Here is a 21312-nt window from a genome sequence, read left to right as displayed (position 1 = left end):
GAGGATACGGCTGTGGTTGCGCCGGAGCGTATCGCGGCGGCGCATGGCCGGGTTCCGAGGCGACGGCCGGGACCGGACCCGACTGTGGCGGGCGTTGGGCCATCGGAATGGGACCCGACTGCGCTGGGCGCAGCGGCGCCTGCGGTGATCCGGGTTGTGGTGCGCGTGCGGCATGGGGCGGCGGGCCCGGCGGCGCGGACCTGGGTACCCCACCGGGCTGCCCCGGTGGGGTACGAGCTGGACCGGGCGGTACCCGGCGCGGCTGCGCGGGACCCGGCGGTGCGGCGGGATACTGCCACTGTCCGGGGTGCTGAACGGGACCTGGTCGCGGTGGCGGCATCGGTGGCCGCTGTGGTCTCGGTTGCTGCTGGGGCGGCGGTAGGCGTTGACCCGGCTCCTGCTGCTGTGCAGGGGTCGAAGGATGGCTGATCCGCGGAACTCGTGGCATCTGGCCGCTGTACGGGCCGGCGTTCACGTCCGGCTCCTCGCCCTGGGGCAGACGGCGTTCCCACGGTGCGGCGGGCGCGCGGCGTGCCGGTGACCCGTCACGCCGCTCGTTTGGTCCAGGCCGATGAGCCGATATGTCATCGTCGCTCATCATGCCTCCTGTAACCGCCGGGATGTCCGCATCCCCGTGGATGCGGTGAGCCGCGTCGTGGCCGAACGCCCATAGTGACCGGCGAACACGCTGCCCATCGCCCCCTCCGATCCGTGTCGGCGCGGGAACACTTGTGATTGTCCCCCACCGTGCCACATGACACGGTGGCATGGCGCATCGACACAGGTGGGAGTGGATTTCGTGAGCCAGTCGATGCGGGTTCCCGCACTGTGGTTCCTAGCGCTGCTCCTGCTCTTGCAGAACCCGTCTCCGCGCGCGGCGGTACCGGTTGACTCGCCGCCGTTTGCCGGGGTCGAAGCCCTCGTCCGCCGGGTCGGGCTGTCCGCGGAACCGGCGCCACAAACGGCGACCGGCCAAGAAGAACAGCAGGAGTCCGGCGCATGCGGTAATTATCGCCAAGGCCTGGCCGTAGGCGTTCGAGCGCACCGAGACCTGTGTCGGTTTACCGAGCGGAATTCCTTCCAACGTGGTAAGCGAGATGGGAATGACCAGGTTGCGGCTGTCACTGACCTCGGTTGGAATTTGGAATGAGCGCGTCCTGTTCGCCGGAAGCTGTTGCTCGCCCGGATCCGTGATCTTCGTCTCCGCCGGAGCCTCGATCCGGAACCGGACTCGGATCGCTACCGGCAGATCGTTGCGCGCGACCAGCAACAACGGACTCTGTTCAGACGCCAGCGTGTACACCCCACCTGGCGGAAGCACGGTGACCGACCGGTAGAGACCGTCGATCGTCCGGGTGGTCTGGTCCAGTCGCCGCTGAGCGAACGTGTCCGGTTGCGAGGTATCGCCCGCGCGCCGATCCGACAGGCTCAGCGCCCTGACCAGGTCGTCGCGCAACGGGGTCAGGAAATCATGCGGGGTCGGTTCGGTCTCCGGCACGTCGACCAGCGCGCTCATCATCTCGCTGATCCGACGGCCTTGGTCACGCACCGGAACCACGAACCGGTCCGGCACCGCGTCCAGCGCTGCCTGCGACAGATAGTCCAACTCGTAAGGCTGCGGATCTGGTGGCAGTGCCACCAACTCGGGGAACGGGCGCGCCGTGGCAATATTCGCGCGCAACAGCAGATCGACCTGGCGCAGCAGCGCGGTCGCCTCGTCCCGGTTCGCGCCCCACTGCTGCGGCGGAACGAGCAGTTGCGAGCGCGGCCCGCTCGCCTGCGGGTTCAACGCACTCCAGGACACAGCACCCAGAGCGTCCTGCAACCGTGCGGCCCGCGAATCGTTGGTGATCTCGTAGCGTACCCGAGATGGAGTGAACGACGGCGTCGGCGGATTGGAGCCGACCGCGGCCAGTGCCGTCGCGGACCAGATGTCGAAGGTCGCGGCATGCAGCGCCGGATCGGCCGCCGGACCGGGAGTCGGTGCCGGAACTCCGGTGGCCGGAGGCACGGACACGGGTCCGCTGGACGGCTGGATCGCGGTGATCGCCGGCATCCGAACGACTTCCGGGCCCATCGGGTCCGCAGCCTGCGCCAGCGAGCTCGAGTTGGCAGTCGTCTGATCGCTTTCGGCGTTCGATCGCGCCGAATCCTCGGTGCCCTCCGGAACCGCCGCCGTGTCAGCGAGCACAGCTGTCCCGAAACCGTGACTGCGCAACAGGAGTCCGGCACCGTCATCGATACTGCCGGAATCGGGCAGACTGACTCCACGCACCGAGCGGGTGGCCAGAATCGAATCGACGATGTCAGCAGGTTCGCTGATGGCGCGCGCGGACAACGCCGGATCGTTCACCGCTGCCAGTGCCGCGAGATCGACCTGCGCGAACGGCAGCGCCACCGTGCACATCGATCCGGCCAGACCGCGCAGCCTATCCAGCCAGGTCTGCGCCTGATCGTCGCCGGTACCCGCCCTGGTCGCGCCATCGGGATCGGACGGACTGGCCAGCACCCGATAGCCCTTGGTCATCGCACGCACCGTGAGCAAGAGATCGGGGTCTACGGCCACGCACACCGCCGAAGACAAGGTGCGATCCCGGCCATCACTGCCACCGACCACCCCTTCCAACGCGGCCAACAGTTGATCGAGACGGCCACCCTTGCCGAGCGAAGCCGCCAGCTCATCGTCGGTGAGTTCCACTTTGCCGTCGACACTGCCCGGATGCCCCGCGACCTGCCGCGGGCGGTCGGCCAGCGGCCACAGCAACGTCGTCGCCACCGGAGCATCGGTCGGCGGGTGTACCGCCTCGGTCACCGAACCGGACGCAGCGTCGCCCGCCACGGGCGATGGCAGGCCGAGCACCGGCAGGAGAAACCTGGCGTCGTCGAGCCTGGCCTGGGTGCCGTACGCCGGTTCGCCGTTCACGTTCAGCAGCAGCGGGTACACGCCGGGATCGCTGATGCCCAGCGATGGCGAACCGCTCTCGGAGCGCAACGGCATGCTCAACGTGAACTGCTTACGCTGCCCGGGATTCAGCCGCTGCGCGACATCCTCGAACTCGCCAGCCACGTCATAGTTGACCTGGTCGAGGCGCAGGGTCGCGCGCAACCCGCTCGGCGCGGTGATCGCCGCAGCCCGCTGGAGGCGGACACTGACATCGTCCACCACGCGGTCACCGATATTGGTGACCGTCCCCGACACAGTCAGCAGCGGATCGCTGGTGGCGGTCACCGTCGTCGGTGACACCGAGTCCAGTGTCAGCTTCAAGAATTTCGGGTTCGAGGAGGATCCGGACCCGGTGGGCTCTGCCACAGCCGCCGGAGAGACCAGCATCGGCAGCGTCGCCATCGGGCCGAGGATGGTCAGGACCGCCACGAAGATCCGGAACAGTCCACGCGTCATCGCTTGCCGGTCTCCATCCGGTCGATCAGCTTGTTGGCCATCTCAGCCAGCCGCCGCTCATCGGCGTAGGCCAACCGAGAATGTAGCTCGCTCAACGGAACCCACGCGACCTGCGTGACTTCCACATCGGCGTCGGACAGTTCACCACCGACCGAACGCAGCAGATAATGATGCACCGTTTTGTGTACCCGCCGACCATCGGTCACGAACCAGTAATCGATATCGCCGAGCTCGGCGACTACGACACCATTGATGCCCGTCTCCTCGGCGACCTCGCGGATCGCGGTCTGCTCGGCGGTCTCGCCTTCTTCGATATGTCCCTTGGGTAGCGACCACAGTAATCGCCCGCGGCGATCGGTGCGCCCGATCAGGGCCGCACTCCGCTTGTCCCGTGGACCGTCCAAGCCGTCGACGACGAGTCCACCGGCCGAGGTCTCACGGACCGTTCGCATCCGCGGCTTCGCGGCATTGGCGGCCGAACCGCGGCGCCGAGGCTGGCGGCGTCGACTGTTCGCACGATCGGCCGGAGACACCTGGCAATCCTACTGTGTTGGTTTGGCAGCGCCTTCGGCGCTGCGTGTTCGCGGCCCCTGTGTGGCTCGCGTCCGAGCGACCACCGCTTGCGGCTTCGTCGCGGGCGCGTCGGCCGCTCGGACGCGAGCCGGGCCGCGAACGTGCTCGTCGGGTCCGCACTCGACGGGGTGAGTGGGTGGTGATGAGGTGGTTTCAGTCGGCGCGGGCAGGTCGAATGTAGGGAGATCGACTGATCATCGGCAGTTCCGGCTCAGTGGTGGCGGTCAGTGGAGGCCGACGCGCGGCGGGTGACCGTCGGGTGTTTGTGGTTCGGGTACTGCCGTGTAGTGGTGCTGGTGAGATTTGCACTTTGATGGGGCGATTGCGCGGGCTGGGTGTTCGGGTTGCCGAGGTGGGTGGGGCCGGGTTCGCGGCCTCGGCGTTGTGGTGTTCGGGTACCGCCAGCTCGGCTGATGCCGGAGTCCGGCTATATCGGCGCTGCTGCTCGGGCCGCGCTGGCATCTTCCTCGCCGTGCCTCGGTAAGCTGCTCATTCGTGGTTTCGCCCAAGTCTGAGGACGCTGCGCTGGATAGACGTACCCGATTGCTGGCTGCGGCTGCGGTGACCCTCGGGGGGCTATCCGATGTGCTGACGCCCCTGGGCGAGTTGTTCGCCGCGCGGGGGCACCAGTTGTATCTCGTCGGCGGCAGCGTGCGAGACGCGGTGCTCGGCCGGCTGGGTACCGATCTGGATTTCACCACCGACGCGCGGCCTGAGGTGGTGCAGGCGATGCTGCGCGGGTGGGCCGACCATCTCTGGGACACGGGTGGCCTCGCGTTCGGCACGGTCAGTGCGTCCAAGGGCGACCAGCAACTGGAGATCACCACCTTTCGCGCGGACAACTACGACCGAATTTCTCGCAATCCCCAGGTGACCTTCGGCGCCACGCTGGACGGGGACCTCGTGCGCAGGGACTTCACCGTGAACGCGATGGCCGTCCAGATCGGCGCGGACGGCGCGCTGGAGTTCATCGATCCGCTCGACGGCATGCGTGCCCTGCTCGACGGTCTGCTGGATACCCCTGCCGCGCCAGAGGATTCGTTCAACGACGACCCACTGCGGATGCTGCGCGCCGCACGATTCGTCTCCCAGCTCGGGTTCGAACTGCACCCCAGGGTGTCGGCCGCGATCACCGCGATGGCCGATCAGATCGACCGGATCACCGCCGAGCGGGTGCGCGTCGAGCTGGACAAACTGATCGCCGGCGCGCATCCGATCGACGGCATCAACATCATGTGCGAGACCGGACTGGCCCAGCGGGTGCTGCCCGAGGTGCCCGCGATGAAACTGGAGATCGACGAGCACCACCAGCACAAGGATGTCTACTGGCACTCGCTCACCGTGCTGGAACAGGCCATCGACCAGGAGGAAGGCGACCCGGACCTGGTGTTGCGCTGGGCCGCGCTGCTGCACGACATCGGCAAACCCGATACCAAACGCAACGAGACGGGCGGCGGCGTCAGCTTCCACCATCACGAGGTGGTCGGCGCGAAGATGGTGCGCAAACGAATGCGGGCGCTGAAGTACCCGAAGCAGTTCACCGAGGATGTGGCCCGACTGGTGTTCCTGCACCTGCGCTTCCACGGCTACGGCAAGGGCCAGTGGACCGATTCGGCGGTACGCCGCTATGTCACCGACGCCGACGAGCTGCTGCCCCGACTGCACAAATTGGTGCGTGCCGACTGCACCACCCGCAACAAGCGCAGGGCGGCCGCGCTCCGCGCCACCTACGACGAACTCGAAGAGCGAATCGACCGGCTGCGCCAGCAGGAGGACCTGGCCAAGGTCCGCCCGGACCTGGACGGCAACGCGATTATGGAGCTGCTCGGCCTGTCGCCGGGGCCGGAAGTCGGCCGGGCCTGGCAATACCTGAAGGAACTGCGACTCGACCGCGGTCCGCTTTCCCGGGACGAAGCCGAATCGGCGTTGTTGGAGTGGTGGAAGAGCACGAACTGATCGGGTCAGAAGACGATCAAGGTGGTGCCCGCGCGGATCGCGGAGCGGATCTGCGCGAGGTCGAACGATCCGGTGATCTCTGGCAGTTCGATCCGGAACCGGATCAGATTGTCCGAGCGGGTGGCGGACACGATCCGCGCGTTGTTGGGCGGCTCGAGCGGTAGCGGTGGGATGCCGAGCATCCTGTGGGGTACCCGGATGCCGAACCACCCCGCCTTGCGGACGATGATGGCCAGCCGGTTATCCGTCACGGACGCGTCGACCAGGGCAGTCAGTCGCTTCCGGCGGTGCCGTGCCCGGATCGACCCGCTCTCGTCCAGGTCCAGCGTCCAGTCCAGTGCGCGGGTGTTGAGCCACCCGACCAGCGCGGCGGTGGTGACGGTGCCGTGGATGTCGAGCTGGGCGGCACGTAACTTCGTCGGAACGCCGGGGATCAACCGCACTCCCTGCGCGACGACGGTCATGGCCTCGATCGGGTGGTTGTCCCAGCGCAGCCGGGTCAACACCGTCTTGGATTGGAAGTGTGCGCCGTGACGGCGCACCTTCAGCAACCGCAAGGTGGCATGGAGGTCGTGGCCGAGCAGCGTCGCGCTGACCTCCTGGCCGCCGAACCTGCTCAGGATGCCCTCGCTGAGCATTGTCATGACGATATCGGGCAGCAGTGCCGTGACGGTGCCCGCGCCGAGGTCGGCGACCGGATCCACCCAAGCGGTGCCCAGCGCGACCCACTGCTCCAGCCGGGACTGATCGAACAGGCGCTTTCCGAGATCGACGGCCCGCGATGGTGACCAGGACATCGGATCGAAGTTCGTGGCCATGATCGCTCGAGCGTACTTGGCGACACAGTGTGGAACCATTGTGTTGTGATCCGGGTCGCGGCGCTGTGATCCGGGTTGCCGCTTGCCGGACGGCCTGCTCGACACCAGAATCGCCAGGTCGGTCCGCAAACACAATGCCGCTGAGAGGACACATATGCCGCTGGACCTCAACAGTGATCTCGGCGAGGGCTTCGGGCCGTGGACGATGGGTGACGACGCCGCGATGCTCGACATCGTCACCAGTGCCAACATCGCCTGCGGTTTCCACGCGGGCGACCCGTCGATCATGCGCAGGACCTGCGCCCTCGCCGTCGAGAAGGGGGTGCGGATCGGCGCCCATGTCGGCTATCGCGACCTGGCCGGATTTGGTCGGCGCGAGATCGCCGTCGCACCCGACCAACTGCGCGATGAGGTGTTGTATCAGATCGGTGGCCTGGATGCCTTCGCGAAGTCCGCGGGCGACCGGGTTCGGTATGTGAAACCGCACGGTGCGCTTTACCACTCGGCTGCGCGTGAGCGGACCTCGGCCGACGCGGTGCTAGCCGCGATCGTGGAGTACGACCCGCGGCTCGCGCTGCTCGGTCCGGCCGGAACCCAGTTGGAGCGGGCCGCGCAGGAGGCCGGGGTGCGGTTCGTCGGGGAGGGATTCGCCGACCGCGCGTACACGCCGAGCGGCACGCTCGCCCCGCGCGGTATGGCCGGGGCGGTACTGCGACCGAACGAGGCAGTGGCCCAGGCAGTTTCGATCGCGATGTCGGGCACCGCGCGTTCGGTCGACGGGGCCGGCGAAGTAGAGGTCAGTGCCGCTAGCATCTGTGTGCACGGTGATTCGCCCGCAGCGGTGGAGATGGCCCGCCTGATCCGCAGCACGCTGGACGATGTCGGCGTGTCGGTGCAGCCGTTCGGTTGAGGCCGAGCGGTGACGACGAAGGGCGAGGCGCGGATGACGAACGCGGCGCGGCAGATAGCCGAGCGCACGATCCGCGCCGCCGGAGATCGGGCATTGCTGGTGACCCCGGGCCGACGCGATGCGACTGCGCTGCTGGCTGCGACGCTGCGGGATCATCCAGTGGCCGGTGTACAGGATGTGTTGCCCGCCGCCGAAACTGTTCTGCTGACGCTGAATTCACCACGCGACGGCGAGACGGTACGGCGCGCGCTGACCACACTGCTCGTGTCGATGCAGGATGAGATCACGAACACTGTTTCCCGTGGAACACCGGAGGACGGGACTACGGCGGATCCAGTGGTGATCCCGGTCCGTTATGACGGCGCTGATCTGGACGACGTAGCTCGGCTGCTGGGCCTCGGCACCGAGGAGGTGATCGCCGCGCACACCGGAACGGTGTGGCAGTGCGCCTTCGTCGGATTCGCACCCGGCTTCGGTTATCTGGAATCACCTGACGGCCGGTTGACCGTCCCACGCCGCGCCGAGTCGCGCACCGCGATTCCGGCGGGTGCCGTCGCGCTCGCCGGCGGCTACAGCGCGGTGTATCCGCGCAGCACGCCCGGTGGCTGGCAGCTCGTCGGGACTACGGACCTCCGGATGTGGGACGTCGAACGTGACCCGCCCGCGTTGATCCGCGCGGGCGGGGCGGTGCGATTCGTCGAGGCCGACCGATGATCGTCGTCGACCAGGTCGGTCCGCTGGCGACTATCCAGGATCTCGGCAGACCGGGCTGGTTCGATTCCGGCGTCGGCGCTGCGGGCGCCGCGGACCGTGCCTCGCTGCGGCTGGCCAACCGGCTCGTCGGCAACCCCGAAGGACACGCGGCGATCGAGGTGCTGCTCGGCGGATTCGCGCTGCATGCCGAGCAGCGCGTCACGATCGCGATAACCGGTGCGCCCGCTCCCGCGACCGTCGACGGCACACCGGTCGGGCACGCCTTCGTGCTGGAACTCGCGGCGGGACAGGTTCTTCGGCTCGGCTACGCACCGGTTGGGGTACGCAGCTATATCGCGGTGCGTGGCGGTGTCGACGTGGCGCCCGTGCTCGGTTCGCGCAGCCGCGACACCATGTCCTGGGTAGGTCCCGAACCGCTCGGTAAGGGCGATCGGCTCCCGATCGGCCCCGCCCCGCGCACGCTCCCGACCGTGGATTTCGCTCCGGTCGCCCCTCCGCCCGCAGACCTGGTTACCGTCCGTGCCGTGCTCGGACCGCGCGACGATTGGTTCACCGATGCCACGGCCTTGTTCGACGGCGGGTGGGAAGTCTCCACCGACAGCGACCGGATCGGTGCGCGGCTGGATCGCCGTTGCGGCCGGCCGCTGACGCGAAACGACGAGCGTGAGTTGCCGGCCGAAGGTATGGCGCTCGGCTCGGTCCAGGTCCCGCCGAGCGGGCAGCCGGTGGTATTCCTTGCCGATCATCCAATTACAGGTGGCTACCCGGTGATCGCGGTGGTCATCGATGCGGACGTCGACGCCGTGGCGCAGGCACGTCCTGGTGTGACCGTCCGGTTCGTCCGCGTGGTCAGCGGCTCGGAGCCAGCCGGGCGTGCATGAGATAGACGTTGTAGCTGTCCCACGCCGAGAGCATGAAATACAGATCCCGGTCCGTCGACCATGGATGGATGAACCCGCCGTAGGACTTCGGGTAGTCGGCCGTGGACACCAGCGGGACCGCCTCCGTCCAGGCGCCTTGTGGGCTCGCGGCGTCGCGCAGCACGATCGCGCCCTTGGCCGCATCGAGATAGACCATCTGCCACCGCTCGGTCTCGCGGTCGTAGCGTACCGACAGCTCGCTGGCCATGCCGAGCACCAGCGGGGTGGCCAGATTCTCTGACGCGGGCGCCCAGGCGCCGCCGACCCAGTACTGGTAGGCGGACTTGTTGAGCACCTCGTCCTTCGGCACTCTGGCCAGCCCGATCACGCCGACGCGACCGTTGGGGGTGCCGAACATGTACACGTAATCGCCCTCCGGCACCATCGCCGCCACCTGGAACCGCCCGATGCCGAAGAGGTTGTCCCACTTGGCATGCTGGTCCTTCTTCCAGGTGTGCCCGTTGTCGTCGGAGTAGGCCAGGCCGCCGTAGTTGGTCCACCACAGGCCGGGGATGCGGCTCCATCTGTTCACCGACATGTAGCTCAGATACTGCCGGCTGCCGATGGCGAACCCGGAGGTGGGGATGGTGGTGGTCTCCCAGTTCTTGACCTTGCGGCTGCCCAGGATCTCCGCGGCGTGGCAGCGGCTGTCCTGCGCGAAGGTGTCCAGCGTCAGGCCGTCGGACAGGTCGTGGTCGGTGCTGAATCCGATCGCGTTGCTGCGCCAGTCCTGGTCGTCGTGGCCGGCGCCACCACCGCCCCAGCCCTTGCCGAAGGTGTCGCCGAAGACCACGGCAACCTCGCCGGGCTGGGTTTCCCACATGAGTCCGAGGTCGGTGCCGTCGATCTGCCACCGCATGTCGGTCCGATTCTCTGAGCCGTGCCCGGTTATCTGCTCGACCAGACGTATCGATTCGACGCGCGGCGCGGCGACGGGCGCCGCGAGCGGGCCCGGGGCACTCGGGTGTACCACCCGCGGTGGGGCAGGTTGGGGTTCCTCGCCGGGGCCGCCGGGTACCGGGAACGGAATCGGCTCGGCCTCCGGATCGAATTCGATGCGGGGCAACTTGATCGGGTCGCCGGAGCCGCTGCCGGAACCGGAAGCCGAGCCGGAGCCGGAGCCGGAGCCCGACGCCGAGCCGGAGCCGTTACCGGTGCCGCTGTTCGGTGCTGGACTCGGGTCCGGACTCGGGTCCAGCGGCTTTGGCGTGTCCCGGATGTCGGGGCATGGGTTTTCGCACGGATCGGTCGGCAGCGGATCAGGGATGATGCGGGTGTTGTCCTGCGGTGGGTCCGGCACCGGAACCGGGGTGAGCTCCGGAATCGGCACTGGGATGTCGATCTGCGGCGGCATCGGGGGCGGGGGCGGCAGCGCGGGATCGGGCTCGCGAGCCAGCGGGTCGAAACCGACCTCGCCGCAGCTGTTCACCGGCGGCGGCGCCCACGGGAACGGCGCGGCCTGCGTGGATATCGGCAGCGTGACGACTCCGACGAGTAGCGCGCTGAACAGCGCCGGTACACACGCGGGTGTGACTCGGGATTCGCGCATCGCGGAGATTCGATCGATCGGCTATACGGCGGCCCGGATGCGGGCAGTGCGCCGAGTCTTGCACCCGCCCAGCAGTTCACGCATCGTGTCGGGGTTGTTCGCCGAAAAACCCATGTCGAATTGCTCCTGTCGAGTCGGGGCGCAGGGAGATCAACCTACCGGACCGATGCCGGCGAATGCGGGACGTCGGGTTCGGAAACATCCGCGAAAGGAAGCGGTACCGCGGGACCTCCGAACACAGGCATGGATCAGATCGACGCTCCCCGGCGGTATGCCGCGCGCTAGGTGTCGTCCACGGGCTCGATTCCGGCGACGAACCGATCATCGTGTGAGTGCGCCGCGCCGTGTGTTGAGTGCGATGGCCGCGATTCCCACGCAGTAGATCGCGGCGCCGCCCAGCACGACGGTGAGTGATCGACCGCTTTCCGGAATCACCAGCGCCGCAATGACGATCGCCAGCAAGAACGCGATGTTGAAGACAGTATCCTGCAGTGCGAAAACCTGTCCGCGCCGGACATCATCGATATCGATCTGCATGGTCGCGTCACCGGTCAGTTTGATCGTCTGCCCGGCGATCCCCAAGAAAAACGCGCCGATCAGCAGCAGTTGATGCCCGTGTTGCCGGCCGGCCCCCGAGTCGGCGAGCGCGATCGGTGTGACCAGCGTGAGCTGTACCAGCGTCGCAACGAACAGGCTGACCACCACAGTGCGGGAACGGCCCAGTCGGGGTATGAGCAGCGGCGCGACGACGGCGGCGACCAGCATGCCCGCCGCCGTGGCGGCGATGGCGACGCCGAACCCGACCAGACCGCCGCTGAGTCCGGTGCCGTCCATGGGGGCCTGGCGCAGGACCAGCACCATGATCAAGGTATTCACACCGAACACGATCCGGTGTGTGCCGATGCCCAGCATTGCTGTGGTGACCTGCACAGATTCCCAGACCGCCACGGCGCCCGTGCGCAGGCCGGTGGCAATGGCGTGCACCGTGTTGTCCCTCGGCACCGCGTCGGTCGCCGGACCGAGAACTCGGGGCAGGAACCCGGCCGCGAGCACCGCGCCGAGCACCGAACCGACGCCGCTGAGCGCGACCGCGACCGCCGAGCCGAAATCTCCCGCTCCGATCACTCCGATCACCGCCACAGAGGTCGCCGCACCGAGTCCGGCACATCCGGAGGCCACTGTCGCGAACACCGAGTTCATCGGCACCAGCCACGTCTGCGTCAGCACCCGGGGCAGTGCAGCCGACACGCCCGTCAGCACAAATCGGCTGATCCCTACCACCGCCAGCGCGAGCAACAGCAGCGGCGTCTCCCCCATTCCCATGAGCAGGCCCGTGCCCACCACGATGATCAGGGCAGCCCGCAACACGTTGGCCGCCAGCAGTACCGCGCGCCGATCCCACCGATCCAGGAGTGCGCCCGCGTACGGGCCGACCAGTGAGTACGGCAACAGCAGTACCGCGAACCCTGCGGCGATGGCCAGCGGATCGGTCTGTCGCTCAGGGTTGAACAGGATCGCGCCCGAGAGTGCGGCCTGGAACATCCCGTCGCCGAACTGCCCGGCGAATCGCACCGCGGCCAGCCGTACCACGCCTGGGCTTTCGCGCAGCACGGCGCGCAGTGGAATCGGCCGTTCCTCGGCGGGAGATCGACCTTCGGAGCGACCAGTTGACACGTCCGCGAGGGTACTGTGTTGCGCGCCACCGCCGTGCACGACGGTGGATGGAGTGCGCTAAACCCGATCGACGAGCGTGCTCACTGTCTGCCGCATATCCGGCGCCATCGGCAGTTCGTCGAACGTGCCGGCATCGGTCCAGGCAAACGCGTCGTGCTCGCGCGGCGCGAGAGCGACATCGCCCGGCTCCGCCTCGACGACGAAGGTGTATTTGCGCACTTTCGACTTGGTCCGGGTGGCATAGTCGAATCCGCCGAGGAAGTCGGTGATGGCGCGCACTCGGAGACCCGTTTCCTCCAGCAATTCCCGCACGACACATTCGGCGAATGTCTCCCCGGTTTCCACGCCGCCGCCAGGCAGTTCGTACATACCGCCGTGATAATCGTCGGGCACCCGGCGCACCATCAGAAGCTTGCGCTCCCGGAACACGGCGACGCCGACGACGAAATGCGCGATGCCGTCGCGGTGCGCTTCGCTACGGAGTTGCCGCTCGATCCGGGTGAGCTCCTCGAATCCCAGCACGTCGTCACCTCCGGTTTCGTTGTGGTGCTTGGCGATCGCTGCCGGCCGCGGCATCCGGCGAGGTGGCCCGACGTTTCGACGTACCGGTTGGTTCTGCTCGCCTCCCGTTCACCTACCGGTCGCTCGCGTAAAATGCCGACTGCAGGACAATTTACTAGGAATGCGGAGTACCGCGACGGAAGTACTCCTACCCTGAATGGCGATCGGTGCACGGTCCCGAGAGGAGGACCACGATGTCCACACTCACGACACCACACATCGATGTCCACCGCGGCGGGGACCGTATGAAGACGCGGATCTCCTGGCTGGATTCGAAGCACTCGTTCTCCTTCGGGGAACATTACGATCCGGACAACACTCATCACGGCCTGCTGCTCGTCAACAACGAAGACGTCGTTTCCCCCGGTCAGGGCTTCGAAACCCATCCGCACCGGGACATGGAGATCGTCACCTGGGTGCTCGGCGGTAGCTTGGTGCACCAGGATTCCCTCGGCCACAGCGGCATCATCTACCCAGGGCTCGCCCAGCGGATGAGCGCGGGCACCGGAATTCTGCACTCGGAGAAGAACGACTCGTGGCGGCTGGACGGCCGCGCCTCCGAGCACGAGGAGCCGGTGCACTTCGTACAGATGTGGGTGGTGCCCGACGAATCCGGCCTCACCCCCGGCTATCAACAGCTGGAGATCGATGACGAACTCGCCGGCGGCGGTCTGGTGACGGTCGCCTCGGGTCTACCGCGCTACCGCGATCGCACCGCCATCGCGATCAACAGCAGCCATTCGGCGCTGCACGTCGCACGCATGGTAGCCACGAAGCCGGACGTCGAGTCGGTTGTCGACCTACCGGACGGGCCGTACCTCCACCTGTTCGTCGCGCGCGGCGAGGTGGAGATGGAAGGGGTCGGTCCCCTCTACGAGGGCGACGCGGTACGACTGACCAGGAGCGGCGGCCAGCGCATCGTGGCGCGGCAGCCCGCGGAGATTCTGGTCTGGGAGATGCACGCGCGGCTGGGCGCCCAGTAGTCGATTCGGATTAACATCCGTCCGTGGGGAGCGCGATCAGTAGGCGACCTCCGCGCACCTGCCGGGCCACCTGGACCGGACCGAGTATCGCGAGGCACTTACGGAGAGGACGTCAATGTCCGAATATCCCCCGCCCGGCGAATATCCCCCGCCGGGTCAATACCCGCCGCCGCCCGGCCAGTACCCGCCGCCGCCCGGCCAGTACCCGCCGCCGCCCGGCCAGTACCCGCCGCCGGGACAGTACTCACCAGGGCAGTACCCGGGCCAACCTGCCTATTGGCAGGAGTCGCCCAAGGGGAAGGGTTTGGCGATCACGGCGCTCGTGCTCGGCATCCTCGGCCTGTTGAGTTTCTGGACCATCATCGGCGGCTACCTGTTCGGCATCTTCGCCCTCATCTTCGGTGTGGTCGCGCTGGTCAAAGCCCGCTCAGGCACAGCGGGCGGCACCGGTATCGCGATCACCGGTCTGGTACTCGGCGTATTGAGCATCATCGGGGCGATCCTGATAACGATCGTGGGCTATAACTTCTTCGTCGACTCCGGCGGCAAGGATTTCATCGACTGTGTGAACAAGGCAGGCGGCGATCAGGCCAAGATCGATCGGTGTGAGCGGGAGTGGAACCAGAAGCTGCAGGACAAGTACAGCGTCACGCTCACTCCGCCGCCCGCGCCAACACCCCGTTGACCGAGGCGCACGCGCGGGTGGCGGTCAGCACCTCGGCGAGGTCGCGGCGGAAGTCGCCCTCGGGCGCCGCGACCCAGGTTCGATAACCGCCGTGCTCGTCGGTCGGCGAGGGCAACACGATATGGCTGCCTGGCAGCGCGATCGACGCGCAGACCCGAAACAGGTTGCTGAACAGTGCCGTATCCAGATAGGAGTTGTCGGTGGGGCCGGTCAGGAAGGTCCAGCGGTTCGAGCGTGGATGCGCGATGATCGGCCCCGGTCGCTGTTCGGATCCAGAGATCAACCGGTCGCGCACTTTCTCGCCGAAGTCGGCAGGCATCACGACGGCGCCCACCGAGCCGATCTCCAGCATGATTCGCCCGAGCGCCGGGTCCACAACGCTGTACAGTCCGTGCTCCTTGCGGTAGCGGCGGCAGCGAGCGAACGCATCCTGAATCGCCGTGAAATCCGAGGGTGCTGGAACGTTGTCGGGTGCTGGAACGTCGCCGGCTGGAACGCTGTCGGCTGGAACGCTGTCGGCTGGAACACTGCCTAATTCGGTGCGGGATGGACTCATGACGAACAACCTCGCCTCGATGCGGGTGGATCGTGTGTAGGGGAATCGACCGCTGGGATCGACCATAGTCCGACGTACTGTGGTTGACAATAGTCACACCGAGTGATTCGGGAGGGGCGTAGCATCGCCAGGCATGGCACCCGTCTCGCCTACCGTTGCCCGCTGGGAACTGGTGCTTCGGCTTCGTGAGCTGCGCGAACAGCGTGGCTTCGACTCTGCGGGATTCGCCAAGCGGGTCGGCTTCACCGCGGCCAACTGGTCGCACGTGGAGAAGGGTCGGCGCGTGCTCACCACCACCACGATCGGACCGGTGCTCGAGTTGCTCGAGGTAGCGTCCGATGAGCGCGCGGAATTGCTCGCCCTGTTGGAAGCGAGCAAGCAGCGTGGCTGGTGGGCGAAGTCGTCGGCGCTGATCGGACCGGAATTACAGCGGCTCTACGGGATGGAGTACGGCGCGCAGAGCATCCGCAGTTACGACAGCCTCGTCGTCCCGGGCCTGCTACAGACCGAGGACTACGCCCGCGCGCTGATCAGCGCCGACGTGATGATTCGTCCGGTCCAGGTGGAGCAGTTGGTGGCCATTCGGATGCGTCGGCAGGAGCGGCTGCGCGGTGCCGAGGCGGTCGAGCTGACCGCAGTGTTCGGTGAGGGCACGTTGCTTCAGCAGACCGGCGGGCCGGATGTGCTGCGTGGGCAGCTGAACTATCTGGCCGACCTGCTCGATGAACTCGACACCGTGGAGGTGCGGGTGATCCCGTTCGCCGCCACCGCCGGTGCGGTGCTCGGCGGGTCCAGCTTCCATCTCATCGACTTCGCAGGCGAACAGTTGCCGACCTTCGGCTGGGCGGAGAGCGCGGTGTTCGGCGGCGCGGTCGACGATCCGGATCTGGTACGCGATCTGAGCTTCGCGTACGTCCGCGCGGTGGAGCAATCTTTGTCGCGTGCGGAGTCATCTGCCCTGATCAGACGGCATGCGCGCGTGTAAAATTTTGGCCATGGCCACCACCGCAAGCCCCCGGCCGGCTTCCACCGGCTGGTTCACATCGACCCGATCGAACAATGGCAACCAATGTGTCGAGGTCAGGTTCGATGGTGATGCGGTGCTCGTTCGTGACAGCAAATACCGCCGTAATCCGGCACACCGCACCGCCGACGAGCCCATCATCACCGTCACAGCGACCGAATGGGCCGCGTTCCTCGAGTTACTGCACACCCGCGGGCGACCGGCAGGCGAACTGAGCGCACACACCGCCGCGGACGGTCGCATCACACTCCGCCACGGCGAAACCACCCTCACCTATACCCCCGAGGAGTGGGACGCCTTCCTGCTCGGCGCACACGACGGCGAATTCGACCGCCTCGTCCTACCCGCCTGATTCCGCAATTCCGCAATTCACCGCCCCCGGCCGTGTAGTCGGGGGCCGTTGTGGGCCGCATCGGCATACTGGAGACTGTGACTTCCGAGCTGATCAGTCCTTCCGGTATCGATCTGTCCAATCTCGATCAGGGCGTGCGGGTGCAGGACGACTTGTTCGCGCACGTCAACGGCATGTGGCTGGCCGAGTACGAAATACCGGCCGACCGGGCGGTGGATGGCGCATTCCGCGCACTGTACGACCAGGCCGAGTTGGACGTCCAGGCGATCATCCAGAATGCCGCGGCCGGCGCCGCCGAGCCGGGCAGCGACGCCCGCAAGATCGGCGATTTGTACTCCAGCTTCATGGACGCCGACACGGTCGCCGCCGCGGGTCTCACACCGATTTCCGCCGAGCTCGCGGCCATTCACGAGGTTGCCGACAAGGGGGCCTTCGCCGCGCTGATCGGCCGATTGCAGCGCACCGGCGTCGGCGGAGCCGTCGTCGTCTATATCGACACCGACGACAAGAATTCCAACCGCTACCTGGCACATGCCACCCAGTCCGGTATCGGCCTTCCCGACGAGTCCTATTACCGGCAGGACGAGTTCGCCGAGATACGTACCAAGTACATCGCGCATATCGGCCGGGTGTTCGGCCTTGCCGCCGCCGACCCGCACATCGCCGCGCTGCTGCCCACGGATCTCGACACCGTGGGGCAACGGGTGTTCGACCTGGAGCGGAAGCTGGCCGCCGGACACTGGGACGTGGTGCGCCGCCGCGACGCCGAACTGCGCTACAACCTGACCACGTTCCAGACACTGACCGAGGAGAATCCCGAATTCGACTGGGTCGCATGGGCTTACGCGCTGACCGCGGGCGTGGATCGTTCCGGACCCGAGCTGTTCGCGGAAGTAGTCGTGGGGCAGCCGGACTACCTGCGTACTTTCGCCACGGTGTGGGCCGCCGAGTCGCTTGCCGACTGGCAGGCGTGGGCGGCCTGGCGGGTGCTCCGGTCGCGCGCGCCGTATCTGACCGACGCGTTGGTCGAGGAGAACTTCGACTTCTACGGCCGAACCCTGACCGGCGCCGAGCAGAACCGGGAGCGCTGGAAGCGCGGTGTCTCGCTGGTCCAGGACCTGCTCGGCGAGGCGGTCGGCAAACTCTATGTCGCCGAGCATTTCCCGCCCGAGGCCAAGGCGCGGATGGTCGAACTGGTGGCCAACCTCCAGGAGGCCTACCGTCGCAATATCGCCGAACTGGACTGGATGGGGCGGGGGACCAAGGCGTCCGCGCTGGCCAAACTGGAAAAGTTCACCCCGAAGATCGGCTACCCGGACAAGTGGCGCGATTACTCGGCCGTCGTGATCGACCCGGTCGATCTGGTCGGCAATTACCGCAGCGGCTATGCCGCCGAGCACGATCGGGATCTGAACAAGCTGGGGGGCCCGGTCGACCGCGACGAGTGGTTCATGACCCCGCAGACGGTGAACGCCTACTACAACCCTGGCATGAACGAGATCGTGTTCCCCGCCGCCATCCTCAAGCCACCATTCTTCGACCTGCACGCTGACGACGCTGCCAACTACGGCGGTATCGGCGCGGTGATCGGGCACGAGATCGGCCACGGCTTCGACGACCAAGGCGCCAAGTACGATGGCGACGGCAACATGATCGACTGGTGGACCGACGAGGACCGCGCCGAATTCGGCAAGCGAACGAAGGCGTTGATCGATCAATACAACGTGCTCTCACCCGAGTCCCTCCCTGACGAGCACACCGTGAACGGCGAGTTCACTATCGGTGAGAACATCGGTGACCTCGGTGGTCTGTCCATTGCGTTGGAGGCGTACAAGATCTCGCTGGGCGGCCGCGAGGCGCAGGAAATCGATGGCCTCACCGGTTTGCAACGGGTGTTCTATGGCTGGGCGCAGGTGTGGCGTACCAAAGCCAGGACGGAGGAGGCCATCCGCCGTCTCGCCGTCGACCCGCACTCTCCGCCTGAGTTCCGCTGCAACGCGGTGGTACGCAATATCGACAGTTTCCACGAGGCTTTCGACGTCAAACCCGGCGATGGCCTGTACTTGGCGCCCGACGAGCGCGTGAAGATCTGGTAGCCCGACTGTGCACGGGCGGCCCCACGGTGGGGCCGCCCGGAGCGATCAGCGGAGGCGGTCTTCGGTGTCGGCGTCGAAGAAGAAGACGTCGTCGACTCTGGGCCGCAGGCGAAGTCGGTCGCCCAGCCGCACCTGGAAGCGACGGTCGACGCGCGCGACCACCTTTCCGGAGCGACTGTTCCACTGCGCGGTGACACCATGGCTGTAGACGAAGGACTCCGCGCCGAGTTCCTCGAGCAACTCCGCGTCCACGGCCAGACTGTTGTCGGTGTCGGTCGTGACTTCCCACGACTCCGGTCGGATGCCGACGATCACCCGGTCGCGTGTCGCGCTGCGCGGCAAGGGGATCCGCAGATCGCCCAGTTCTGCCGCGCCGTCGCGCACCGGCGCCTCCAGCAGGTTCATGCCGGGCGAACCGATGAATCCGGCCACGAAAGTATTCACTGGATTGTCGTAGAGTTCGCGGGGCGCGGCGATCTGCTGCAACTTGCCGTCGCGCAGCACGGCGACCCGATCGCCCATGGTCATCGCCTCGACCTGGTCATGGGTGACATACACCGTGGTTGTGCCGAGACGCTTCTGTAGCGCGGCGATCTGGGATCGGGTGCTCACCCGCAGTTTCGCGTCCAGATTGGACAGCGGCTCGTCCATACAGAACACCTGCGGACGCCGAACGATGGCGCGCCCCATGGCGACGCGCTGGCGCTGGCCACCGGACAACTTCGCCGGCTTTCGGTCCAGCAGCGGCTCCAGTTCCAGCATCTGCGCGGCTTCTCGTACTCGGACGAGAGTGTCGGCTTTGCTCACGCCGGCATTGCGCAACGCGAAGCCCATGTTCTGCGCGACGGTCATATTCGGATACAACGCGTAACTCTGGAACACCATCGCCACGTCCCGCGCCCGGGGCGGTAGACCGGTGACATCCGTGCCGCCGATCAGGATGCGGCCGTCCGCAATGGATTCCAGTCCGGCGAGCATGCGCAGACTGGTCGACTTGCCGCAGCCCGACGGGCCGACGAGCACGATGAACTCACCATCGGCGATATCGAGTTCGAGCTGGTCGACGGCGGGCGTCAGCGCGCCGGGATAGCGATGGGTCACACCCTCGAAGTGCACGGTGGCCATGCTGACGGTCTCCTCGCGTCGGTCGGCGACCCTCCGGCGGCGCGGCACGCCACCGGAGGACGACGGGTACTACTTGGGCAGCTTCGGGGTGATCTGTCGGTCGATGATGGTTTGCAGCTGACTGGTGACGGTGGCGAATGTGGTTGCCACGTCGGCGTTCTGCAGGCCGATCTGCTCCAAACCGGTGCCGATGATCTGGTCACCGCCGGGCACGAACACCCGAGCGTAGTCCTGCGACTTGGTCAGCGGCAGCTGCTCGATGGCGACCTTCGCGTTCGGGTTCTTCGCGAGGAAGTCCTGCTCGCTCGGGTCGTTCACGGCCGACTTGCGCACCGGCATGTACCCGGTGCCCTGCGCGAAGAACGCGGTGTTCTGCGAGTTGGTGATGAACTCGATGAACTTGAGCGCGTTCACCTTGCGCTCGTCGGAGATACGCGCCGGGATGGCGAGACCCGCTCCACCGGTGGTGACGCCGGGTCCGTTCGGGTGCGGAAGGACGGCGGTGCCGAAGGCGAGTTTGCCTTCCGCGTTCTTCTGGATGCCCTTCAGGTCACCGGTCGAGGCGATGGTGGAGGCGATCACGCCGGTCCCGAAATCGACCGCGATCTGCGGTTTGATGCCCGCATACCGCTTGGTGTTGATCATGGTGCGCAGGAACGTTCCCGCCGCCAGGGTGCCGGGATCGTCGAACCGCAAGGTCCACTTGTCCGAGTAAGCGCCGCCGAAGGTCCAGTTCGGACCCTGGAAGGTCCAGGCGAGGTAATTCTTCGCGTCACCCCAGCCGTGTGCCAACTTGCCCTCGCCGACGACCTCTTGCAGTTTCGGGCCCCATTCGTCGAATTCCTGCCAGCTCTCCGGGCCGCGGTCGGGCAGACCAGCCTGGTTCCATACGTCCTTGTTGTAGTAGAACAGCGGCGTCGAACGGGCGTAGGGCAGCGCGTAGTGCTTGCCGTTGAACTGGTAGTCGGTAGCCAGCGAGTCGACGTAATCGTCCAGCCGTACCCCGGCGTCGGCGAAGTGGCTGTCCAGCGGTTCGATCGTGCCGTTCAGTGCGTAGTTGAACCACCAGACATCCGACAGCACAACGATATCCGGGAGATCGCCGCCGGAAAGCGCCGCGTTGAACTTCTGCGACACCTCCTCGTAGTTCTTGCCCGCGTCGACCAGATTCACCGTCAGGTCGGGGTACTTGGCCTGGAACCGGTTGATCAGCTCGGTCTCGAGCTCTTTCGAGCTGCCCGGGTGGTTGGACCAGAAGGTCAAGGTCTTGCCGTCGCCGGATTTCTGGGAGCCACCGCCGGTGCCCGCGCACGCGGTCAGCGCGGCGCCTGCGGCGACAGCGCCGGCCAGCCCGATGAATCCGCGTCGGGTCAGCGCGGGGAACTGTGAAGTGGACACGTGGAATCTCCTGTTTTG

19 protein-coding genes are annotated in these 21312 nt (G+C 66.8%); 10 read left to right on the top strand and 9 right to left on the bottom strand.

From position 1 onward, the window contains the following. Positions 1-12 precede the first annotated feature (12 nt). Positions 13-429 (top strand): hypothetical protein, encoded by a 417-nt coding sequence (locus AB0C34_RS08245; RefSeq protein WP_357068855.1) that lies wholly within the window; start codon positions 13-15, stop codon positions 427-429. A gap of 406 nt (positions 430-835) precedes the next feature. Here AB0C34_RS08245 and AB0C34_RS08240 read toward each other — a convergent pair whose 3' ends face one another. Next, positions 836-3400, bottom strand: coding sequence for a DUF6049 family protein (locus tag AB0C34_RS08240; RefSeq protein WP_357068853.1), 2565 nt, complete (start codon positions 3398-3400; stop codon positions 836-838). Beyond that, positions 3397-3933, bottom strand: a complete 537-nt coding sequence (locus AB0C34_RS08235) for an NUDIX hydrolase (protein WP_357068851.1) — start codon at positions 3931-3933, stop codon at positions 3397-3399. The genes AB0C34_RS08240 and AB0C34_RS08235 overlap by 4 nt, the downstream gene beginning before the upstream one ends. A gap of 535 nt (positions 3934-4468) precedes the next feature. Here AB0C34_RS08235 and AB0C34_RS08230 point away from each other — a divergent pair. Then, positions 4469-5929 (top strand): CCA tRNA nucleotidyltransferase, encoded by a 1461-nt coding sequence (locus AB0C34_RS08230; protein ID WP_357068849.1) that lies wholly within the window; start codon positions 4469-4471, stop codon positions 5927-5929. Positions 5930-5934: 5 nt separating this feature from the next. Here AB0C34_RS08230 and AB0C34_RS08225 read toward each other — a convergent pair whose 3' ends face one another. Next, positions 5935-6747, bottom strand: a complete 813-nt coding sequence (locus tag AB0C34_RS08225; protein WP_357068847.1) for a hypothetical protein — start codon at positions 6745-6747, stop codon at positions 5935-5937. 154 nt (positions 6748-6901) lie between these two features. On the opposite strand from AB0C34_RS08225, the gene AB0C34_RS08220 reads away from it, so the two are divergent. From AB0C34_RS08220 to AB0C34_RS08210, 3 genes are read left to right on the top strand one after another with little or no spacing between them, the layout of a single operon-like run. After that, positions 6902-7657 (top strand): 5-oxoprolinase subunit PxpA, encoded by a 756-nt coding sequence (locus AB0C34_RS08220; protein ID WP_357068845.1) that lies wholly within the window; start codon positions 6902-6904, stop codon positions 7655-7657. Positions 7658-7690: 33 nt separating this feature from the next. Beyond that, the gene (locus AB0C34_RS08215; RefSeq protein WP_357070059.1) at positions 7691-8371 is read left to right on the top strand and encodes an allophanate hydrolase subunit 1; all 681 of its coding nucleotides are present in this window, start codon (positions 7691-7693) and stop codon (positions 8369-8371) included. Then, positions 8368-9252, top strand: coding sequence for a biotin-dependent carboxyltransferase family protein (locus tag AB0C34_RS08210; RefSeq protein WP_357068843.1), 885 nt, complete (start codon positions 8368-8370; stop codon positions 9250-9252). Before AB0C34_RS08215 ends, AB0C34_RS08210 begins: the two co-directional genes overlap by 4 nt. On the opposite strand, the gene AB0C34_RS08205 is transcribed toward AB0C34_RS08210, so the two are convergent. The 3 genes from AB0C34_RS08205 to AB0C34_RS08195 form a co-directional block, all read right to left on the bottom strand. Continuing rightward, positions 9221-10840, bottom strand: coding sequence for a DUF4185 domain-containing protein (locus tag AB0C34_RS08205; RefSeq protein ID WP_357068841.1), 1620 nt, complete (start codon positions 10838-10840; stop codon positions 9221-9223). The two genes, AB0C34_RS08210 and AB0C34_RS08205, sit on opposite strands and share 32 nt — an antisense overlap. A gap of 321 nt (positions 10841-11161) precedes the next feature. Further along, entirely contained in the window at positions 11162-12466 is a 1305-nt protein-coding gene (locus AB0C34_RS08200) for an MFS transporter (protein ID WP_357070057.1), read from the bottom strand. Between the two features lie 105 nt (positions 12467-12571). Further along, a complete protein-coding gene (locus AB0C34_RS08195; protein ID WP_357068839.1) occupies positions 12572-13036 on the bottom strand; it encodes an NUDIX domain-containing protein in 465 nt (154 codons plus the stop codon). 233 nt (positions 13037-13269) lie between these two features. Between AB0C34_RS08195 and AB0C34_RS08190 the strand changes: the two genes are divergently transcribed. Then, positions 13270-14058: a pirin family protein gene (locus AB0C34_RS08190; protein WP_357068837.1), complete on the top strand. Its 789-nt coding sequence runs from the start codon at positions 13270-13272 to the stop codon at positions 14056-14058. A gap of 115 nt (positions 14059-14173) precedes the next feature. Next, the gene (locus AB0C34_RS08185) at positions 14174-14743 is read left to right on the top strand and encodes a DUF4190 domain-containing protein (protein WP_357068835.1); all 570 of its coding nucleotides are present in this window, start codon (positions 14174-14176) and stop codon (positions 14741-14743) included. Here AB0C34_RS08185 and AB0C34_RS08180 read toward each other — a convergent pair. Next, on the bottom strand, positions 14712-15299 hold the full coding sequence (locus tag AB0C34_RS08180) for a hypothetical protein (RefSeq protein ID WP_357068833.1): 588 nt from the start codon (positions 15297-15299) through the stop codon (positions 14712-14714). The genes AB0C34_RS08185 and AB0C34_RS08180 overlap by 32 nt on opposite strands. A gap of 133 nt (positions 15300-15432) precedes the next feature. On the opposite strand from AB0C34_RS08180, the gene AB0C34_RS08175 reads away from it, so the two are divergent. The 3 genes from AB0C34_RS08175 (at position 15433) to AB0C34_RS08165 (ending at position 18771) form a co-directional block, all read left to right on the top strand. Further along, positions 15433-16284, top strand: a complete 852-nt coding sequence (locus AB0C34_RS08175; RefSeq protein WP_357068831.1) for a helix-turn-helix transcriptional regulator — start codon at positions 15433-15435, stop codon at positions 16282-16284. A 10-nt stretch (positions 16285-16294) separates the two neighbouring features. Next, complete coding sequence (locus tag AB0C34_RS08170) at positions 16295-16675, top strand: DUF397 domain-containing protein (RefSeq protein WP_357068829.1); 381 nt, start codon at positions 16295-16297, stop codon at positions 16673-16675. Positions 16676-16752: 77 nt separating this feature from the next. After that, positions 16753-18771: a M13 family metallopeptidase gene (locus AB0C34_RS08165; RefSeq protein WP_357068827.1), complete on the top strand. Its 2019-nt coding sequence runs from the start codon at positions 16753-16755 to the stop codon at positions 18769-18771. A gap of 45 nt (positions 18772-18816) precedes the next feature. Here the strand turns inward: AB0C34_RS08165 and ugpC are convergent, their stop codons facing one another. Further along, the gene (gene ugpC, locus AB0C34_RS08160) at positions 18817-19896 is read right to left on the bottom strand and encodes a sn-glycerol-3-phosphate ABC transporter ATP-binding protein UgpC (RefSeq protein WP_357068824.1); all 1080 of its coding nucleotides are present in this window, start codon (positions 19894-19896) and stop codon (positions 18817-18819) included. 69 nt (positions 19897-19965) lie between these two features. Beyond that, on the bottom strand, positions 19966-21294 hold the full coding sequence (locus AB0C34_RS08155) for an ABC transporter substrate-binding protein (RefSeq protein WP_357068823.1): 1329 nt from the start codon (positions 21292-21294) through the stop codon (positions 19966-19968). Between the last annotated feature and the right edge of the window lie 18 nt (positions 21295-21312).

Origin of the sequence: Nocardia sp. NPDC049220, assembly GCF_040647855.1 — a bacterium.
In the GTDB taxonomy this organism is placed as follows: Bacteria; Actinomycetota; Actinomycetes; order Mycobacteriales; family Mycobacteriaceae; genus Nocardia.
The sequence above is the reverse complement of the archived record's forward strand: the minus strand, read 5'-3'. Positions and strand labels throughout refer to the sequence as shown.